12 protein-coding genes are annotated in these 16,231 nt (G+C 41.7%); all 12 read left to right on the top strand.

What is annotated here, in order from left to right; translation table 11 throughout:
• The first annotated feature begins 185 nt into the window (after window positions 1-185).
• The 12 genes from Q0I54_RS00660 to eno all read left to right on the top strand — a co-directional run bounded on the left by Q0I54_RS00660 (window position 186) and on the right by eno (window position 16,149).
• Window positions 186-1,355 carry a galactokinase gene (locus Q0I54_RS00660; RefSeq protein WP_296115605.1) on the top strand — a complete coding sequence of 390 codons (1,170 nt, stop codon included), beginning with the start codon at window positions 186-188 and terminating at the stop codon, window positions 1,353-1,355.
• A 38-nt stretch (window positions 1,356-1,393) separates the two neighbouring features.
• Window positions 1,394-2,890, top strand: coding sequence for a UDP-glucose--hexose-1-phosphate uridylyltransferase (gene galT, locus Q0I54_RS00655; RefSeq protein ID WP_296115604.1), 1,497 nt, complete (start codon window positions 1,394-1,396; stop codon window positions 2,888-2,890).
• Window positions 2,891-2,982: 92 nt separating this feature from the next.
• Window positions 2,983-3,999, top strand: coding sequence for a UDP-glucose 4-epimerase GalE (gene galE / locus Q0I54_RS00650; protein ID WP_296115603.1), 1,017 nt, complete (start codon window positions 2,983-2,985; stop codon window positions 3,997-3,999).
• Between the two features lie 16 nt (window positions 4,000-4,015).
• Complete coding sequence (locus tag Q0I54_RS00645) at window positions 4,016-4,528, top strand: hypothetical protein (RefSeq protein WP_296115602.1); 513 nt, start codon at window positions 4,016-4,018, stop codon at window positions 4,526-4,528.
• Entirely contained in the window at window positions 4,525-5,460 is a 936-nt protein-coding gene (locus tag Q0I54_RS00640; RefSeq protein ID WP_296115601.1) for an AraC family transcriptional regulator, read from the top strand. Before Q0I54_RS00645 ends, Q0I54_RS00640 begins: the two co-directional genes overlap by 4 nt.
• Window positions 5,461-5,862: 402 nt before the next feature.
• Window positions 5,863-7,203: a carbohydrate ABC transporter substrate-binding protein gene (locus Q0I54_RS00635; RefSeq protein ID WP_296115600.1), complete on the top strand. Its 1,341-nt coding sequence runs from the start codon at window positions 5,863-5,865 to the stop codon at window positions 7,201-7,203.
• 93 nt (window positions 7,204-7,296) lie between these two features.
• A complete protein-coding gene (locus tag Q0I54_RS00630; protein WP_296115599.1) occupies window positions 7,297-8,190 on the top strand; it encodes a carbohydrate ABC transporter permease in 894 nt (297 codons plus the stop codon).
• 16 nt (window positions 8,191-8,206) lie between these two features.
• Window positions 8,207-9,013, top strand: a complete 807-nt coding sequence (locus Q0I54_RS00625; RefSeq protein ID WP_296115598.1) for a carbohydrate ABC transporter permease — start codon at window positions 8,207-8,209, stop codon at window positions 9,011-9,013.
• Window positions 9,014-9,178: 165 nt separating this feature from the next.
• Window positions 9,179-11,185, top strand: a complete 2,007-nt coding sequence (locus Q0I54_RS00620; RefSeq protein WP_296115597.1) for a beta-galactosidase — start codon at window positions 9,179-9,181, stop codon at window positions 11,183-11,185.
• Between the two features lie 330 nt (window positions 11,186-11,515).
• Window positions 11,516-13,540 carry a hypothetical protein gene (locus Q0I54_RS00615; RefSeq protein ID WP_296115596.1) on the top strand — a complete coding sequence of 675 codons (2,025 nt, stop codon included), beginning with the start codon at window positions 11,516-11,518 and terminating at the stop codon, window positions 13,538-13,540.
• Window positions 13,541-13,704: 164 nt separating this feature from the next.
• Window positions 13,705-14,643, top strand: a complete 939-nt coding sequence (locus Q0I54_RS00610; protein ID WP_296115595.1) for a hypothetical protein — start codon at window positions 13,705-13,707, stop codon at window positions 14,641-14,643.
• A 219-nt stretch (window positions 14,644-14,862) separates the two neighbouring features.
• Window positions 14,863-16,149, top strand: a complete 1,287-nt coding sequence (gene eno / locus Q0I54_RS00605) for a phosphopyruvate hydratase (protein ID WP_296115594.1) — start codon at window positions 14,863-14,865, stop codon at window positions 16,147-16,149.
• Window positions 16,150-16,231 lie beyond the last annotated feature (82 nt).

Genomic DNA, 16,231 nt, shown 5'->3' with positions numbered 1-16,231 from the left:
ACATTTTTACATATTTTGCACACATTTCCACATAGGAATTTGGCAAGAAAGAAAGTACAATGAAACTATCAGCGGCAGAGCAAATGACAGATGCAATGCAGCGGGAATAAATGATGCAGGCGGATCGAGAATATCCGTTTAATAATAACAAGAACAATGTAAGAAGAAACAGATGGAGGGGTTCGATGAAAGAGCAGTTATTAAAAGAGTTCAAAGAAAAATTTGGCAGTGAAGGTGATATCCGCAGCTATTTTGCACCGGGCAGAGTAAATCTGATCGGTGAGCATACCGATTACAATGGCGGACATGTATTTCCATGTGCACTGACCATCGGTACCTATGCAATTGTAAGAAAACGTGAGGACCGCAATTTCCGTTTTTATTCTACAAACTTTGAGAGTCTTGGTGTGATCGAGGCAAGTCTTGACAATCTGAAATATGACAAAGCTCTGGATTGGACAAACTATCCGCTGGGCGTTGTTTGGGCGTTCATTGAAAAAGGTTACCCGATAGATTGCGGTTTCGATATGCTGTTATTCGGAAATATTCCGAACGGCTCTGGACTTTCTTCTTCTGCTTCTGTAGAGGTCGTAACCGGTGTAGCACTGCGTGATCTCTTTGGATACGATGATATTTCCATGATCGACATCGCATTATTCGGACAGTATTCTGAGAATAATTTCAACGGCGTTAACTGTGGTATCATGGATCAGTTCGCAATCGCAATGGGAAAAAAAGATCAGGCCATCTTCCTGGATACCAGCGATCTTTCCTATACATATGCACCGATCAAACTGGCAAATGAAAAAATTGTAATTGCATGCAGTAATAAAAAACGTGGTCTTGGTGATTCCAAATACAATGAGCGCCGTGCAGAGTGCGAGGAAGCTCTGGCAGAACTTCAGACCAAACTGGACATCAAAGCACTTGGTGAGCTTTCCGAGAAAGAATTTGAGGAAAACAAAGATCTGATCAAGAGCGAAGTGCGTCAGCGTCGTGCAAAACATGCCGTTTACGAGAACCAGCGTACCTTAAAAGCGGTAGAAGCACTGAAAGCAGGAAACCTGGACGAGTTCGGAAAACTGATGAACGCTTCTCACGTATCTTTGCGTGACGATTATGAAGTAACCGGTATCGAACTTGATACACTGGTTGAAAACGCCTGGGAGCAGGAAGGTGTCATCGGTTCCCGTATGACAGGCGCAGGCTTCGGCGGTTGTACCGTAAGTATTGTAAAAACAGACTGCGTCGATAAATTTATTGAGAACGTTGGAAAGGCATATCTTGAGAAAATTGGTTATGCAGCAGATTTCTATGTCGTAGAGATCGGCGACGGCGGAAGAGTTTTAGAGTAATAACATCATAGCATGCGTCATGAGGAGGAGCATACGAAATGTCTGATTTATATGTAGCAAGACTGGTACAGTACGGACTGGAGTCCGGTCTGATCCCGGAGGAGGAACGGATTTACAGCACGAACCAGATTCTTGAGGTAATGAAAAAAGATGATTATGAGGCACCGACAGCCGAAGAAGTCGGCACAGAGATTGATCTGGCAGATACATTGAACCATCTGTTAGATGAGGCTTTGGAAAGTGGTGTGTTAGAAGACGGCGGTGTGGTATCCAGAGATTTGTTTGATACAAAACTGATGAATTGCCTGACTCCGCGTCCGGCGCAGGTCATTGCAAAATTCCGGGAGGATTATGCAGAAGATCCGAAGAAAGCGACTGATAATTACTATAACTTCAGTGTGGCAACGAATTACATCCGCAAGGATCGTATTGCAAAAGACCGCCGCTGGAAGGTGCCGTCTGAGTATGGTGAAATCGACATTACCATCAACTTAAGTAAACCGGAGAAGGATCCGAAAGCTATTGCAGCTGCAAAACTGGCAAAACAGTCCGCATATCCGAAATGCCAGCTTTGTGTGGAAAATGAAGGTTATGCAGGTCGCCTGAATCATCCTGCCCGGCAGAATCACCGTATTATTCCTGTTACCATCAACGGTGGAAACTGGGGCTTCCAGTATTCTCCGTATGTATATTATAATGAGCATTGCATTGTATTTAATGGCGAGCACACACCGATGAAGATTGAGCGTGCAACTTTCCGTAAACTGTTTGACTTTGTAAAACAGTTTCCACACTATTTCCTGGGATCCAATGCAGACTTGCCAATCGTTGGCGGTTCTATCTTGAGTCACGATCATTTCCAGGGTGGACATTATACGTTCGCCATGGAAAAAGCAGAGTTTGAGAAAACAATTACAATTCCCGGATTTGAAGATGTGGAAGCCGGAATCGTACACTGGCCGCTATCTGTCATTCGTATCAGAAGCAATGATGATGAAAGACTGGTAGAATTGGCAGATCATATTTTAAAAGCATGGCGTGGATATACAGATGAGGAAGCATTTGTTTTTGCACAGACAGATGGTGAACCACACAATACGATCACACCGATCGCGCGTATGCGTGACGGCAAATATGAACTGGATCTGGCATTGCGTAACAATATCACCACAGAGGAGTGTCCGCTTGGAGTATATCATCCGCATGCAGAACTGCATCATATCAAAAAAGAAAATATCGGTCTGATTGAAGTTATGGGACTGGCTGTATTACCGGCCCGTCTGAAAAATGAGATGGATGTACTGGCTGAGTATATTTTGAAAGGAAAAGATATCCGTTCCAATGAGACGATTGAGAAGCATGCAGACTGGGTAGAATCTTTCCGCGATCAGTATACGTTTACAAAAGAAAATGTGGAAGAAATTCTGCAGCAGGAAATCGGAAAAGTATTTGTAAAAGTTCTGGAAGATGCTGGTGTATACAAATGTACAGAAGACGGTAGAAAAGCATTTGACAGATTTATTGCAAGTTTATAGAATATAACTATTCAGGACAGACAGCGTAAACGAAATTTTGCAGTCTGTTTCTGAAGCGTTATAAAAAATGTATATATAAGGAGGAAATTAGTATGCATATTTTAGTAACCGGAGGCGCCGGCTATATCGGCAGCCATACATGTGTGGAACTGTTAAACGCAGGCTATGAAGTAACTGTAGTAGATAATCTGTACAATTCCAGCGAGAAAGCCCTGGACCGTGTACAGGAGATTACCGGAAAAACACTGAAATTCTATGAAGCAGATATTCTTGACAGAGATGCCATGAATAAGATTTTTGATGAAAATACATTTGATGCTGTTATTCACTTCGCGGGATTAAAAGCAGTCGGTGAGTCCGTTGCAAAACCGATCGAGTATTATCAGAATAACATTGGTGGAACACTGGTGCTGACAGATGTTATGCGTAACCACGGCTGCAAGAATATTATCTTCAGTTCTTCCGCAACCGTATACGGTGATCCGGCTATGATCCCAATCACAGAGGAGTGCCCGAAAGGAACATGCACAAACCCATATGGCTGGACAAAGAGCATGTTAGAGCAGATCCTGACAGATATCCATACTTCTGATCCGGAGTGGAACGTTGTATTACTTCGTTACTTCAATCCAATCGGAGCACACAAGAGCGGCATGATCGGCGAAGATCCGAAAGGTATTCCGAACAATCTGCTTCCGTATGTGGCTCAGGTTGCTATCGGCAAATTGGAGTGCCTTGGTGTATTCGGTGATGATTATGATACACCGGATGGAACTGGTGTACGTGATTACATCCATGTAGTAGATCTGGCAGTTGGACATGTAAAAGCAGTTGAAAAACTGGCTGACAAAGACGGTGTATCTATCTACAACCTCGGAACAGGACACGGATACAGTGTACTTCAGGTCGTTCATGCTTTTGAGAAAGCATGCGGTCATTCAATTAACTATGCAATCAAACCGCGTCGTCCGGGTGATATTGCAATGTGCTACTGTGATCCGGCAAAAGCAAAAAAAGAACTTGGATGGGAGGCTCAGTTTGGAATAGAAGATATGTGTGCTGATTCCTGGAGATGGCAGAGCCAGAATCCGAACGGATATGCTGACTGAAAGGGCATTTGACTGAATGAATGATTATAGAATAACACAGCAGGTGAAACGAAAAGCCAAACCATTTGCAAAAGTACTGTCTGTTATGATGGTAGTACTGTCTGTAGTGATGGTCATTCTGGCCATTATATTTGACACTGGACTGATGCTGCCGGCTTTTCTGCTTGCCGTGCTGTATTATGTTTTTTCTATCAATGGTGATAAAGAATACGAATATACGATGGAAAACGGTACGCTGACTATCGATGTGATCCGTGGGAAACGCCGCCGCAAGACTGCACATACGCTGATGCTGAAAGATCTTGAAGTGATTGCACCGAACTGGCATGAGGCGGTTGCGAAATACCGTAAGAATGGTGGAACAGAGAGTGTGAAGAAGTATGACTATACTTCCTATGAAGATGACATTCCGTACTATACCATGATTACATATGAAGACAATAAGAAAATCAAGTTGCTTCTGGATCTGAACAATAGTATGCTGGAGGCAATCAAACGTGTTTATCCACAGAAGGTATATATGCAATGAAAAAAGCAAAAGATAAAGTGGAATTACGTTATTATGATATTAAGCAGGAGCATTTTCTGATCGCACTGCAAAATCGAAACTGGCAGAATAAATATCAGACGGAAGCGGACAGCCTGCATTTCCATAACCTGCTGGAAATTGGTGTTTGTACGCAGGGGCATGGAACCATGCGCCTGGAGGATAAGGTGGTTTCGTATGAGGCCGGAATGGTAACTGTTATTCCGGCAAATTTTCCGCATAATACAATCCCGCGGGGAGATGCCGGTAATACATGGTCCTATCTGTTTGTGGATCCGGAGAAAGTTCTTGCGGCATTTTATCCCGATGATATTTTGCTTCAGCAGAAACTGTTGGAACATATTAACCGGCAGACATTTCTTGGAAAAGAGACAGAAGTACCAAACCTGAAAAATGTGATCACCTGTATTTTAAACGAAATGAATCATACACCGGAATTTTATCGGGAGTGTGTACGGGGATTGTCTCTTTCGCTGTTATTGATGATCGCGCGGTTGAATTCAAAAAAAGATATCGGGCAGGAGATGTTGCGTCAGAAAAATGGGTTTGATCAGATTCGTCCGGCGTTGGAATATATCAGAGATAAATATGCTACGCCGATGAAGATTGCAGAGATTGCGTCTGTGTGTCATATGAGCGAGTCTCATTTCCGACGTCTGTTTGAGGAAAACCTCGGTATGACACCGGTAGAATATCTGAATCAGGTGCGGATTAAAAAAGCCTGTGATCTGATTCGCAAGACAGGATATTCCATGGAAGAGATTGCTGTAAAAGTGGGATTTTCCACGACATCGACATTCAATCGGAATTTCAAGCGGATCATAGGAACCTCACCATATCACTGGAAAAAATCACCGGAAAATTTTGAAACCAGATTGGCAGATTTTAATATTTTGGTGGAAAAAGGCTGGTAATGGGAAAAATAACGAAAAAAAGGAATCATATGTGCAAAAAAGTGTGAAAAAGCATTTTTTGCATATGATTCTTTTTTCTTTTGTAGATACCATCTGGTAATTGGTAAAACTATCGCAAAGAATTCCAAAAATGTTCGTGAAAAAAACGAAAAAATGAAAGAATATGTATGAAACAGAAGAAAAAATGCAAAAAAAGTAAAAAAAGAAAGTATAAATCGTTAAAAAATATGCAAAGTGACTATGAAAAGTTAAAAATGCGTGGAATGTGAAAAAAAATGCTCACAACACCATATGGGTGTATAGTATAATATGTACATCATGATGCAGGAGATAAAACATAATTTGATTAATATGAACAAATGAGTTTTACGCATCAGAAGTATTTCATGAGGAGGAGAAAACATGAAAAAGAAAGTAATTTCACTTATGCTGGTTGGAGCTATGGTAGCTTCTATGGCAGCATGCGGAAGCAATGGTGGTAGCGACAACGCAGCAAAAGGTGACGCATCCGCAACAGAAGAAGGCGGAGCAAGCGAGGGTGGTAACACATTAACAGTTTGGACATGGGATCCGGCATTCAACATTCCAGCTATCGAAGAAGCTGGAAGAATGTACAAAGAGGATATGGGACATTCTGATTTCAAACTTAAAGTAGTTGAGACATTGTCCGAAGACTGCGAGAAAAAACTTATTTCTGCAGCTCAGTCCGGAGACCTTTCTACATTACCGGATATCGTTCTGATGCAGGATAACTCCTACCAGAAATTCGTATCCATTTATCCGGAAGCTTTCGAAGATCTGACAGATTCCGGAATTGATTTCTCACAGTTTGCAGCTGGTAAGCTTTCCTACTCTACAGTAGATGGAAAGAACTACGGTGTTCCGTTTGATAACGGTGCTGTAATCGGCGCTTACAGAACAGATATTCTTGAAGAGGCTGGATATACAGTTGCAGATCTGACAGATATTGACTGGAATCAGTTTATCGAGATCGGTAAAGCTGTAAAAGAGAAAACTGGCAAATACATCTTATCAGGACAGGCTGATTCTCCGGATATGATCATGGAGATGCTTCAGTCAGCAGGAGCTTCTCTTTTCGATGAAGATGGAAAACCGGCTATGACAGACAATGATGCATTAAAAGAGTGTATCGATATCTACAAAACAATGGTAGAAGAGGGTATTTACTACGAAGTAAACAGCTGGGATGAGTATGTAACATCTATTACAGGTGGTGCTACTTGTGGTGTTATCAATGGTAACTGGATTTCTGCTACAATCATGGGAATGAAAGATACAGAAGGCAAATGGGAAATTACAAATATGCCGAAATTAGTTAAGACACCAAATGCAACAAACTACTCTAATAATGGTGGTTCTTCCTGGTATATTACAACAAACTGCCAGAACAAAGATCTGGCAATTGACTTCTTAAAGAGCACATTTGCTGGAAGCACAAAGTTCTATGATAATGTTCTTACTCAGACAGGCGCAATCGCTACATATGCACCGGCAGCTGAGTCTGAAGCTTATGCTCAGAAGGTACCGTTCTATAACAACCAGCAGATCTACAAAACAATCGTGGATTACTCTGTTAAGACACCGACAAACAATACAAGCCCATACTACTATGATGGACGTAATGCAATCGGTACACAGATCCAGAACATTATCCAGGGTGCAGATGTTGATTCTGCTATCGCAGATGCTCAGGCAGAAGTAGAATTTACAATGAGTGAGTAATCTTATCTGTGAATAGTTACAATTTGAATTTTTGAAATATGCGGGGGACTGCCTGGCAGTTCCCCGAATATTATTTGCGAAGGGGGTTTTGAGGTGAAACCTAAGAAAAAAGGCATGACCTTAGTTGCAAAGCAGAAAGCAGCTGGCTGGACTTTCCTGATTCCGGCATCTGCCATGATTGCAATTATGAGCTTTTTCCCGATGGTAAAAGCATTCATCCTTTCCTTACAGACAGGTAAAGGAGCCGCAATGCATTTTGCCGGATTTACAAATTATGCACGTATGTTCCAGGACAAAGTGTTTTTACGTTCTGTAGGAAATACATTTTTCTACCTGATAATTCAGGTACCGATCATGCTTGTGCTTGCTATTTTACTTGCACAGCTGTTAAATAACAGAGATCTTAAATTGAGAGGATTTTTCCGTACATGCGTATTCTTACCATGTGCAACATCTCTGGTTTCTTATGCATTAATTTTCCGTTTCCTGTTTGCTCAGGATGGTTTTGTAAATAATGCATTAATTGGACTTGGCATTCTGGATCATGGATATAACTTCCTGGGAAATGCCATGAGTGCGAAAATCGTAATTATTATTGCGTTGGTATGGAGATGGACAGGTTACAATATGGTATTTTACCTGGCCGGCTTACAGAATATTGAGTACTCCGTATATGAGGCAGCCAAAATCGATGGAGCCAATGGATGGAAGACATTCTGGAGTATCACTGTACCATTGTTAAAACCGACAATTATTATGACATTTATTATGTCTATTAATGGTACATTACAGTTGTTTGATGAGTCAGTCAACCTGACAAATGGTGGACCTGCAAATGCAACAATTACAATGTCACATCATGTATATAATACCGTATTCTTACGTACACCGAACTTTGGATATGGTTGTGCAATGTCATTCTTTATATTTGTGCTTGTAGCAATTCTTGCATTTATCAATATGAAAGTAGGTGATACACGTGACTAAAAAGAAAAACAAATCAATGATTCAGCGTCGACTGATCCCTACTTATATTTTTCTTGGAATTGTGTCACTGATCTCTGTATTTCCTTTTTACTGGATGATCATGGCAGCAACCAATAATTATGTTGATATTTCCAAAGGTAAATTGACTTTTGGAGTCTATGCAGCAGAGAACTTTAGAAATTTGATTGAACAGCAGCCACTGGGTCTGGCAATGAAAAATTCATTTATATATGCGATTTCAGTTACAATCATCTGTTTGTTTATTTGTTCTTTGGCTGGTTACGGATTTGAAGTTTATCATGACAAGTGGAAAGACAGATTATTCTCCATTCTGCTTCTTGGTATGATGATTCCGCAGGTAGCAACTATGATTCCGTTATTCCAGATGTTCAGTAAAGCACATTTATTGAATACTGTACCTGGATTTTTCCTGCCGATCATTTCAACGCCGTTTATGATCATGATGTTCCGACAAAATTCGAGATCATTCCCAGTAGATATTATTGAGGCAGCACGTATCGACGGATTGAACGAGATTCAGATTTTCTTCCAGATGTATATGCCGGTTATGAAATCTACTTATGCAGCAGCAGCAGTTATTACATTTATGAATGCATGGAATGCATATCTGTGGCCGAAGATCTGTATGACAAATGGTGAATCTCTGAATATGGTTATGTTAATTGCAAATATGACTGGTGGTTATAAACTTGATTATGGTATGATCATGATGGGTGTATTATTCTGTTCTATTCCTACTATGGTTATCTTCTTTATCCTTCAGAAACAGTTTGCAGAAGGTATTACAGGTGCCGTTAAATAATGACGAGATAAATAGTCATATCAAACATAATATTGCAACTTATGCAACCCCACGGTGGTTTCGCCGTGGGGTTTTTTAAACAGAGCATAACCGGAAGTGCTTTTTCGGTTTTGATAAATGGATTCCATCTGGAATCAGAACTAAAGTTCAGAAAGGAAATGAAAAATGGGTGTGAAATTTGATCATTTATGTTACGGTGGAGATTATAATCCGGATCAGTGGCTGGAGTATCCAGAGATTCTCGAAGAGGATATCCGTCTGATGAAGAAAGCACATGTCAATACAGTTTCCCTCGGTATCTTTGCATGGGCGAAATTAGAGCCACAGGAAGGCGTATATGATTTTGAATGGATGGAAGAAATCATCAATCGTTTGTATGAAAATGGAATTTATGTGTTTCTTGCAACTCCGTCCGGTGCGCGTCCACACTGGCTGGCTGATCGTTATCCGGAAGTGCTGCGTGTCAATGAAATGCGTCAGAAAAATATTTTTGGACAGCGTCACAACCATTGCTATACATCTCCAATTTACCGTCAGAAAGTACGCCAGATGAATATGAAGCTGGCAGAGCGTTTTGGAGATCATCCGGGTGTTTTAATGTGGCATATTTCCAATGAGTACGGAGGAGAGTGCCACTGCCCGTTGTGTCAGAGTGCATTCCGTGGCTGGTTAAAGAAAAAATATAATAACGATATTAAGGAAGTTAACCGTAAGTGGAATACTGCTTTCTGGAGTCACGATTATCAGAATTTTGATCAGATTGAGAGTCCGACACCATTAGGTGAGACATCCATTCACGGACTGGTTCTGGACTGGAAACGTTTTGTAAGTGATCAAAGTATTGATTTCTGCAAAGCAGAGATCCAGGCATTGCGTGATGCAGGAAATCATAAACCGGTTACGACCAATCTGATGTATAATTTCTCTACAATCAATTATCATGAGATGGCGAAAGTACTGGATGTAGTATCCTGGGATAATTATCCGCAGTGGCACAAAGGACCGGAACGCCTTGTTGCTATGGATAACGGCATGCAGCATGATATTATGCGTACGTTAAAGAAAGAGCCGTTTATTCTGATGGAATCCTGTCCGGGTCCTACGAACTGGCAGTCTGTCAGCAAATTAAAACGTCCGGGAATGTTGGAGACAGCTTCTTTGCAGGCGGTAGCGCATGGTTCAGATAGCGTTATGTATTTCCAGATCAGAAAAGGTCGTGGTGGAACTGAAAAATTCCATGGTGCCCTGATCGACCATTATGGAAAAGAGGACGAGCGGACTTATCAGGAGTGCACGGAAGTTGGCGCGGATTTGGAACAGATCGATGAACTGAAACATTCTGATGTAAAAGCAGATGTGGCTGTTATTTATGACTGGGAAAACCGCTGGGCCGTAGAAGAAGCACAGGGACCACGTAATAAAGGAATGTTCTATAAAGAGACAGTAGAGAAGCATTATTATGCATTCCGTAAATTAGGCCTTAATGTGGATCTGCCGGATATGACGCAGGATCTTGACGGATACAAGATCGTGGTTGCACCGATGCTTTATATGTTCCGTGCCGGATTTGAAGAGAAAGTTCGTAAATTTGTGGAAAATGGTGGCACATTTATTATGACTTACTGGAGTGGTGTGGTAGATGAAAATGATTTGTGTGTACTTGGTGGCACACCGGGCGGTCTGATGGATGTCATGGGACTGCGCAGCACAGAAATTGATGCACTGTATGACGGCGAGACGAATGTAGTCAAAGCAGTTGTTGGTGATGTTTCTTATCAGTGTGAGCGTTTCTGCCAGCTAGTAGATGTCAAGACTGCTGAGCCATTATTTGTATATGGCGAGGATTTCTATGCAGGTACACCGGCTATGACTGTCAATGAGTTTGGCAAAGGAAAAGCATACTATGTGTGTGCGGATGCCGAGCAGAAATTCTTTGATAACGTGTATGAAGAGATTGTGACAAAAGCAGGGGTTGAAAGACCGCTGAAACAGGCAATTCCGGAAGGAATCGAGGTCTCTGCGCGTCAGAGTGAGAACGCGGAATATGTGTTTATCCAGAACTTTAATAAAGTTTCAACAGCATTCAAACCGGAACTTGACGGGGCGGAAGTACTTTTCGGCGAAGTTACCGGGGAGATGAAGCCGTTCTCTACGATTATTCTGAAACGGTAGGATTTTTTCGAGAATTAATTGAATTAAAATTTAATATTCATCTTTTATACGAAATCGGGGAATCTTTCTACGACAGCTAGACGTTCGTTACCTTTGTTTTGCTTCGGTTTTATCGCGCTCGCTTCCAACTCCTATAAAAGCTGGTCGTTTCCCGCTCGCGCAAAACTCGCAAAACGCAGTCACTCACTGAATCGCTTGCCGTAGAAAAATTCTCCGATTTCGTTCAAAGTATGCAATAATTCGTGTAATCAAGATATGGGAATAATGATGTTTTATGAAAATACAAATATATTTTTTGATGGAAAATAAAATCAGGAGAAAACGAATAAAATGGGAAAAGTAACAGAAAATTGGCAGAAAGTATATGCGGCCTATCGGGTTGCAAATCTGCTTGGTGTATATGAGGATTGTTCACCGAATGGATTTTATCAGAGATGGAAACAGAAGAATGCTTTTATGAATGAACAGGCAGAAGCGTTTGGAATTGGAAGTACTGATAATTTTATGGATGACGTTGAGCAGATTGTGGATCAGCGGCGTGCGGAGAAGGAATGGAAGAATGCGGATGCATGGAAAAATGGAACAGCGGCTTTTGGTGCGCGGTACCTGACACCAGAGATGTATCTGGATTATGAGTTGAAGAGTATTCAGCTGGCTTTTGCAACATATAAGGGCGAAATGGTTGGAAATCATAAATGCAATGTTTATACAGAGGATGAAAAACGAGTTTTTTATGAGAACAATCAGGATTTGTTTACCAGATATCATGGTGATCTGTTTCCGTATGAGGAAGTGGATTTGATCATTGAAAAGTGGTTGAAAATACAAGAGTATCAGGAACTCATAGAAAGTGTAGCAGCAAATACATATTTAAGTGAAACAACCATAAACGAAATATCGGCACAGGATGTGTCAGATGAAAAGTCAGATAATGCAGTTCGATGGATGTCAGAGTTTGAAGAGCAAGTAGCGAAAACGGATTGCGAATGTCCGCTTTACGCTGTTTGGAATCAGATGCAGGTGGAACAGTGCCAGCGAGAAAATAAAAAACGCTCAGAAGAAACTGAAAGCGGAGCAGAGAACGGTGGTCGTTGCTATTATGTCAGTGCCATGCACGGGGATGATGCAGCGGAAGGAACGATAGAACATCCATGGAAGAGTCTGTATGCCGTAAATCGATTGGATTTACAGCCGGGTGATCAGGTGTTGTTGGAACGCGGTTCTGTGTTTGAAAATCAGTTTTTGCATCTGAATGTACAAGGGACAAAGGAACAGCCGATTTATATTGGTGCGTATGGGGACGGTGCGAGACCTTTGATTCAGACGAATGGTCAGGGTATCTGGTATCAGGATTATGGGGATACGCTTGATTCGCCGACGCATGTGTACAAAGGGTATGTTTCATCTGCGGTATTGTTATATGATTGCGAGTATCTGACGGTGGAGAATCTGGAGATTAGCAATAAAGGGGGCGTATTCGGAGAGACATATTCTGCTCCACACAAGATGAATCGTACTGGTGTGGCAGGAATCGCGAAAAATCGCGGAACGCTACATGAAATTCATCTGAACAATCTGTATATTCATGATGTGGAAGGTAATGTGTATGATAAACATATGAACAATGGCGGTATTTATTTTACCTGTCTGAAGCCGGAAGCTGAAGAAAAAACCGGCGTGGCACGATATGAGAATGTCAGCGTCCGAGGATGCCATCTGAAGCGGACGAGTCGTTGGGGAATTGCCGTTGGATACAGTTATAAATGCAAAGAGTTTATGACAGCAGAATTGCCGGATGAGTTGTTTGAACGGTATGGTCATCATAACATTTATATTGCAGATAATTATGTGGAAGAAATCGGTGGTGATGGCATTACCGTGATGTATGCCATGAAACCGTTGGTGGAGTACAATTCTGGTGACAGCTGTGCGTTGGAGATGAATGACCGCTATTATACAGAACCGGAGGAACGGGCAGGAAAAGTGGCGGCAGGAATCTGGCCATGGAAGTGCAAAGATGCGTTACTGACTTATAATGAGATGCGTGATATGCGCCTGAACCAGGATAGTATGGCATGGGATGCGGACTCCGGAGATGGCACACTTTACCAGTATAATTACAGTCGGTTAAATGAAGGCGGATGCGTCATGTTCTGTCTGGAAGAAGCAATTCATAATGAATTCCGTTATAATGTCAGCGTGGATGATCTGGGAGGGCTGATCAGTCCGTCGGGCAATCCGGATGCGTGGATCCACCATAATGTATTTTATCACAGAGCAGAAGTGCCATTTGTACGAGCACATATGGATGATGGAACATATGTGGCAGAGAAAAATGAATTTTATCAAGTTTAGGAAATTATTTCGTTGAGCTGTCAGGGAAGTGTTTTGGTAAACAGGATGGAAAATGTTTTCGAATGAAACGGAAAAATTGTGGCGGTCAGTCATTGCATTATGTCAGAAAACTGGTATAATGACAAAAGAATGCTTTAGTTACATATGAAAAAGGGGTAAACGCAATGAGAGCACGAAAAAAGAGAGAAACAATGATTATTATTCTGGTTGTGTGTATTGTAATTGTGGCAGCAGTGGCTGGTATGTTCGGAAAGAAAGCTTATGCGAAGCACAAGGAAGCGCAGCGACAGGAAAAAATTGATGCAAAACTTGATGAAATTCAGAATCTGGGAAATGCATTTGAAAAAGCTGGTGACAGAGATGCAAAGCTTCAGGCATTGAAAGATACAGAAGAAAGCTATACGGAATATCAGAAACATGAAGGAATCATCAATGATTGTATCAAACTGTATGAGTCTACACTGGAAACAGAACGCAAGTATTTTGAAGATGATTACAATAATACGATCAAGACGAATAGTGTGGAAGATATCAATGCGGAGACAGATAAGAATAAGTTAAGCACATTGGTTACGACACTGACGGATCTGAAAAAGACAATTCAGACAGAGTATGATACATACAGTGTTGTGACAGAAGAAAAGCTGACAGAACTGAATACGACAATTGACGGGCTGATCACTTCTTACACGGAGCGTGCAGCAGCTATTGATAATGAGGCGGCAGCAAAACAGCAGGAAGAAGAGGAACAGAAAAAAGCGGAAGAGGCAGAAAAGAAGAAACAGCAGGAAACTGCGGCAAAGAAGAATGATTCTTCAAGCAGTAACAACAGCAATAGCAGCAGTTCACAGACAACGACTACAACAAAGAAGAAAAAAAATAATTCTTCTTCCAGCTCATCTAGCAGCTCCAGCTCTTCCAACAGAACAAACAGCAGTTCTTCAAGCTCTGGAAATTCCAACAGCAGTTCTGGAAACAATTCCGGCAGTTCATCCAATAGCAGTTCTTCCGGAAATCAGAGTAACAGCAATTCTGGCGGACTTGGAAATGAGGATGGTGGATATTGGTATATTGATGAAGAGACCGGTGAATTATATAATTAATGCCATCAGGTGTTTATAAGATGATATAATGAGCGCAAGAGAGTCAACATGCTTGTATGATTGACTGGTTGATTTCAGAATAAATGTAAAATTATAAAATGGAGAAAAGTGATTTGAGTAGTCATTTTTCTCCATTTTTTGCTTGCGTATAAAGATTCAGAAACAGCAGATAATGTAAGTGAGAAAATTCATTTATTTTTAGAAAGGAAAAGAAATATTATGGCTGTTTATCTGGAAATTGTGGATGTATATGCGAGAGAAATACTGGATTCCCGTGGAAATCCAACGGTTGAGGCAGAAGTAAAAGTAAAGGATGGCGAGCATATTTTTACTGGACGGGCAAGTGTTCCATCCGGAGCCAGTACCGGAGAACATGAGGCGAAGGAATTGCGTGATACGGATTCGCGGCGGTATCACGGAAAAGGCGTGCATCAGGCGGTGGTCAATGTCAACGACCGGATCAAAGCAGTGCTGCTTGGAAAAGATGCAGCGAATCAGGTGCTGATCGACCAGATATTGAATTGTACGGATGGAACAGAAAATAAGTGCAATCTTGGGGCAAATGCGACGTTGGCTGTATCTATGGCCTGCGCAAAAGCGTGTGCAAAAGCACTGAATCTGCCTTTGTTTCGCTATCTTGGCGGTGTGTATGGAATACGCATGCCAATTCCAATGATGAATATTTTAAATGGGGGACGTCATGCGGATAATACCGTGGATTTTCAGGAGTTTATGATCATGCCGGTGGGGGCACGGGATGATGAAGGCAATTTTATTTTTCGGGATGGATTGCGTTGGTGTGTGGAAATCTACCATACCTTAAAGTCAATTCTGGAAAAAGACGGCTATACAACTTCTGTAGGAGATGAAGGTGGTTTTGCACCGGATCTGAAAAATGCAGAGGAAGTGCTGGATTACCTGATGCGGGCAGTGAAGGAATCCGGTTATGAACCGGGCAGACAGATCGTTTTTGCGCTGGATGTGGCGGCAAGTGAACTGTATAATAAGGATTCTGGATTATATCATTTTCAGGGGGAAGATCGGATGCGGACAACGGAAGAGATGATTTCTTATTATGAAAATTTGATAAGTAAATACCCGATTGTATCCATTGAGGATGGCCTACAGGAAAATGATTGGGAAGGCTGGGGTAAGATGACCAAACGGATCGGTGATCGGGTGCAGTTAGTCGGTGATGATTTGTTTGTGACCAATCCGAAGCGGTTAAAACAGGGTATTGCACAAAAAGCGGGAAATGCGATTTTGATCAAAGTAAATCAGATTGGTACATTATCCGAAAGTTTTGAGGCAATTGTGCTGGCAAAACGAAATGGTTATCAGACGATTGTATCGCATCGATCTGGGGAGACGGAAGATCCGATGATCGCGGATATTGCGGTGGCATTGAATTGCGGGCAGATCAAGACCGGCGCGCCATGCAGAGGAGAACGAACGGCAAAATATAATGAACTTTTGCGTATTGAGGAGGAAGTCTGCGAGAGATAGAGAAAACTTACTGTTAGTTTACTTGTCCCGGAAATCAAGATGTGATACACTAAGCAGAGCTAAAACGAAGTAAATATCACTG

This window comes from uncultured Eubacterium sp., from assembly GCF_934295145.1.
Taxonomy (GTDB): Bacteria; Bacillota; Clostridia; order Lachnospirales; family Lachnospiraceae; genus Eubacterium_I.
The sequence above is the reverse complement of the archived record's forward strand: the minus strand, read 5'-3'. Positions and strand labels throughout refer to the sequence as shown.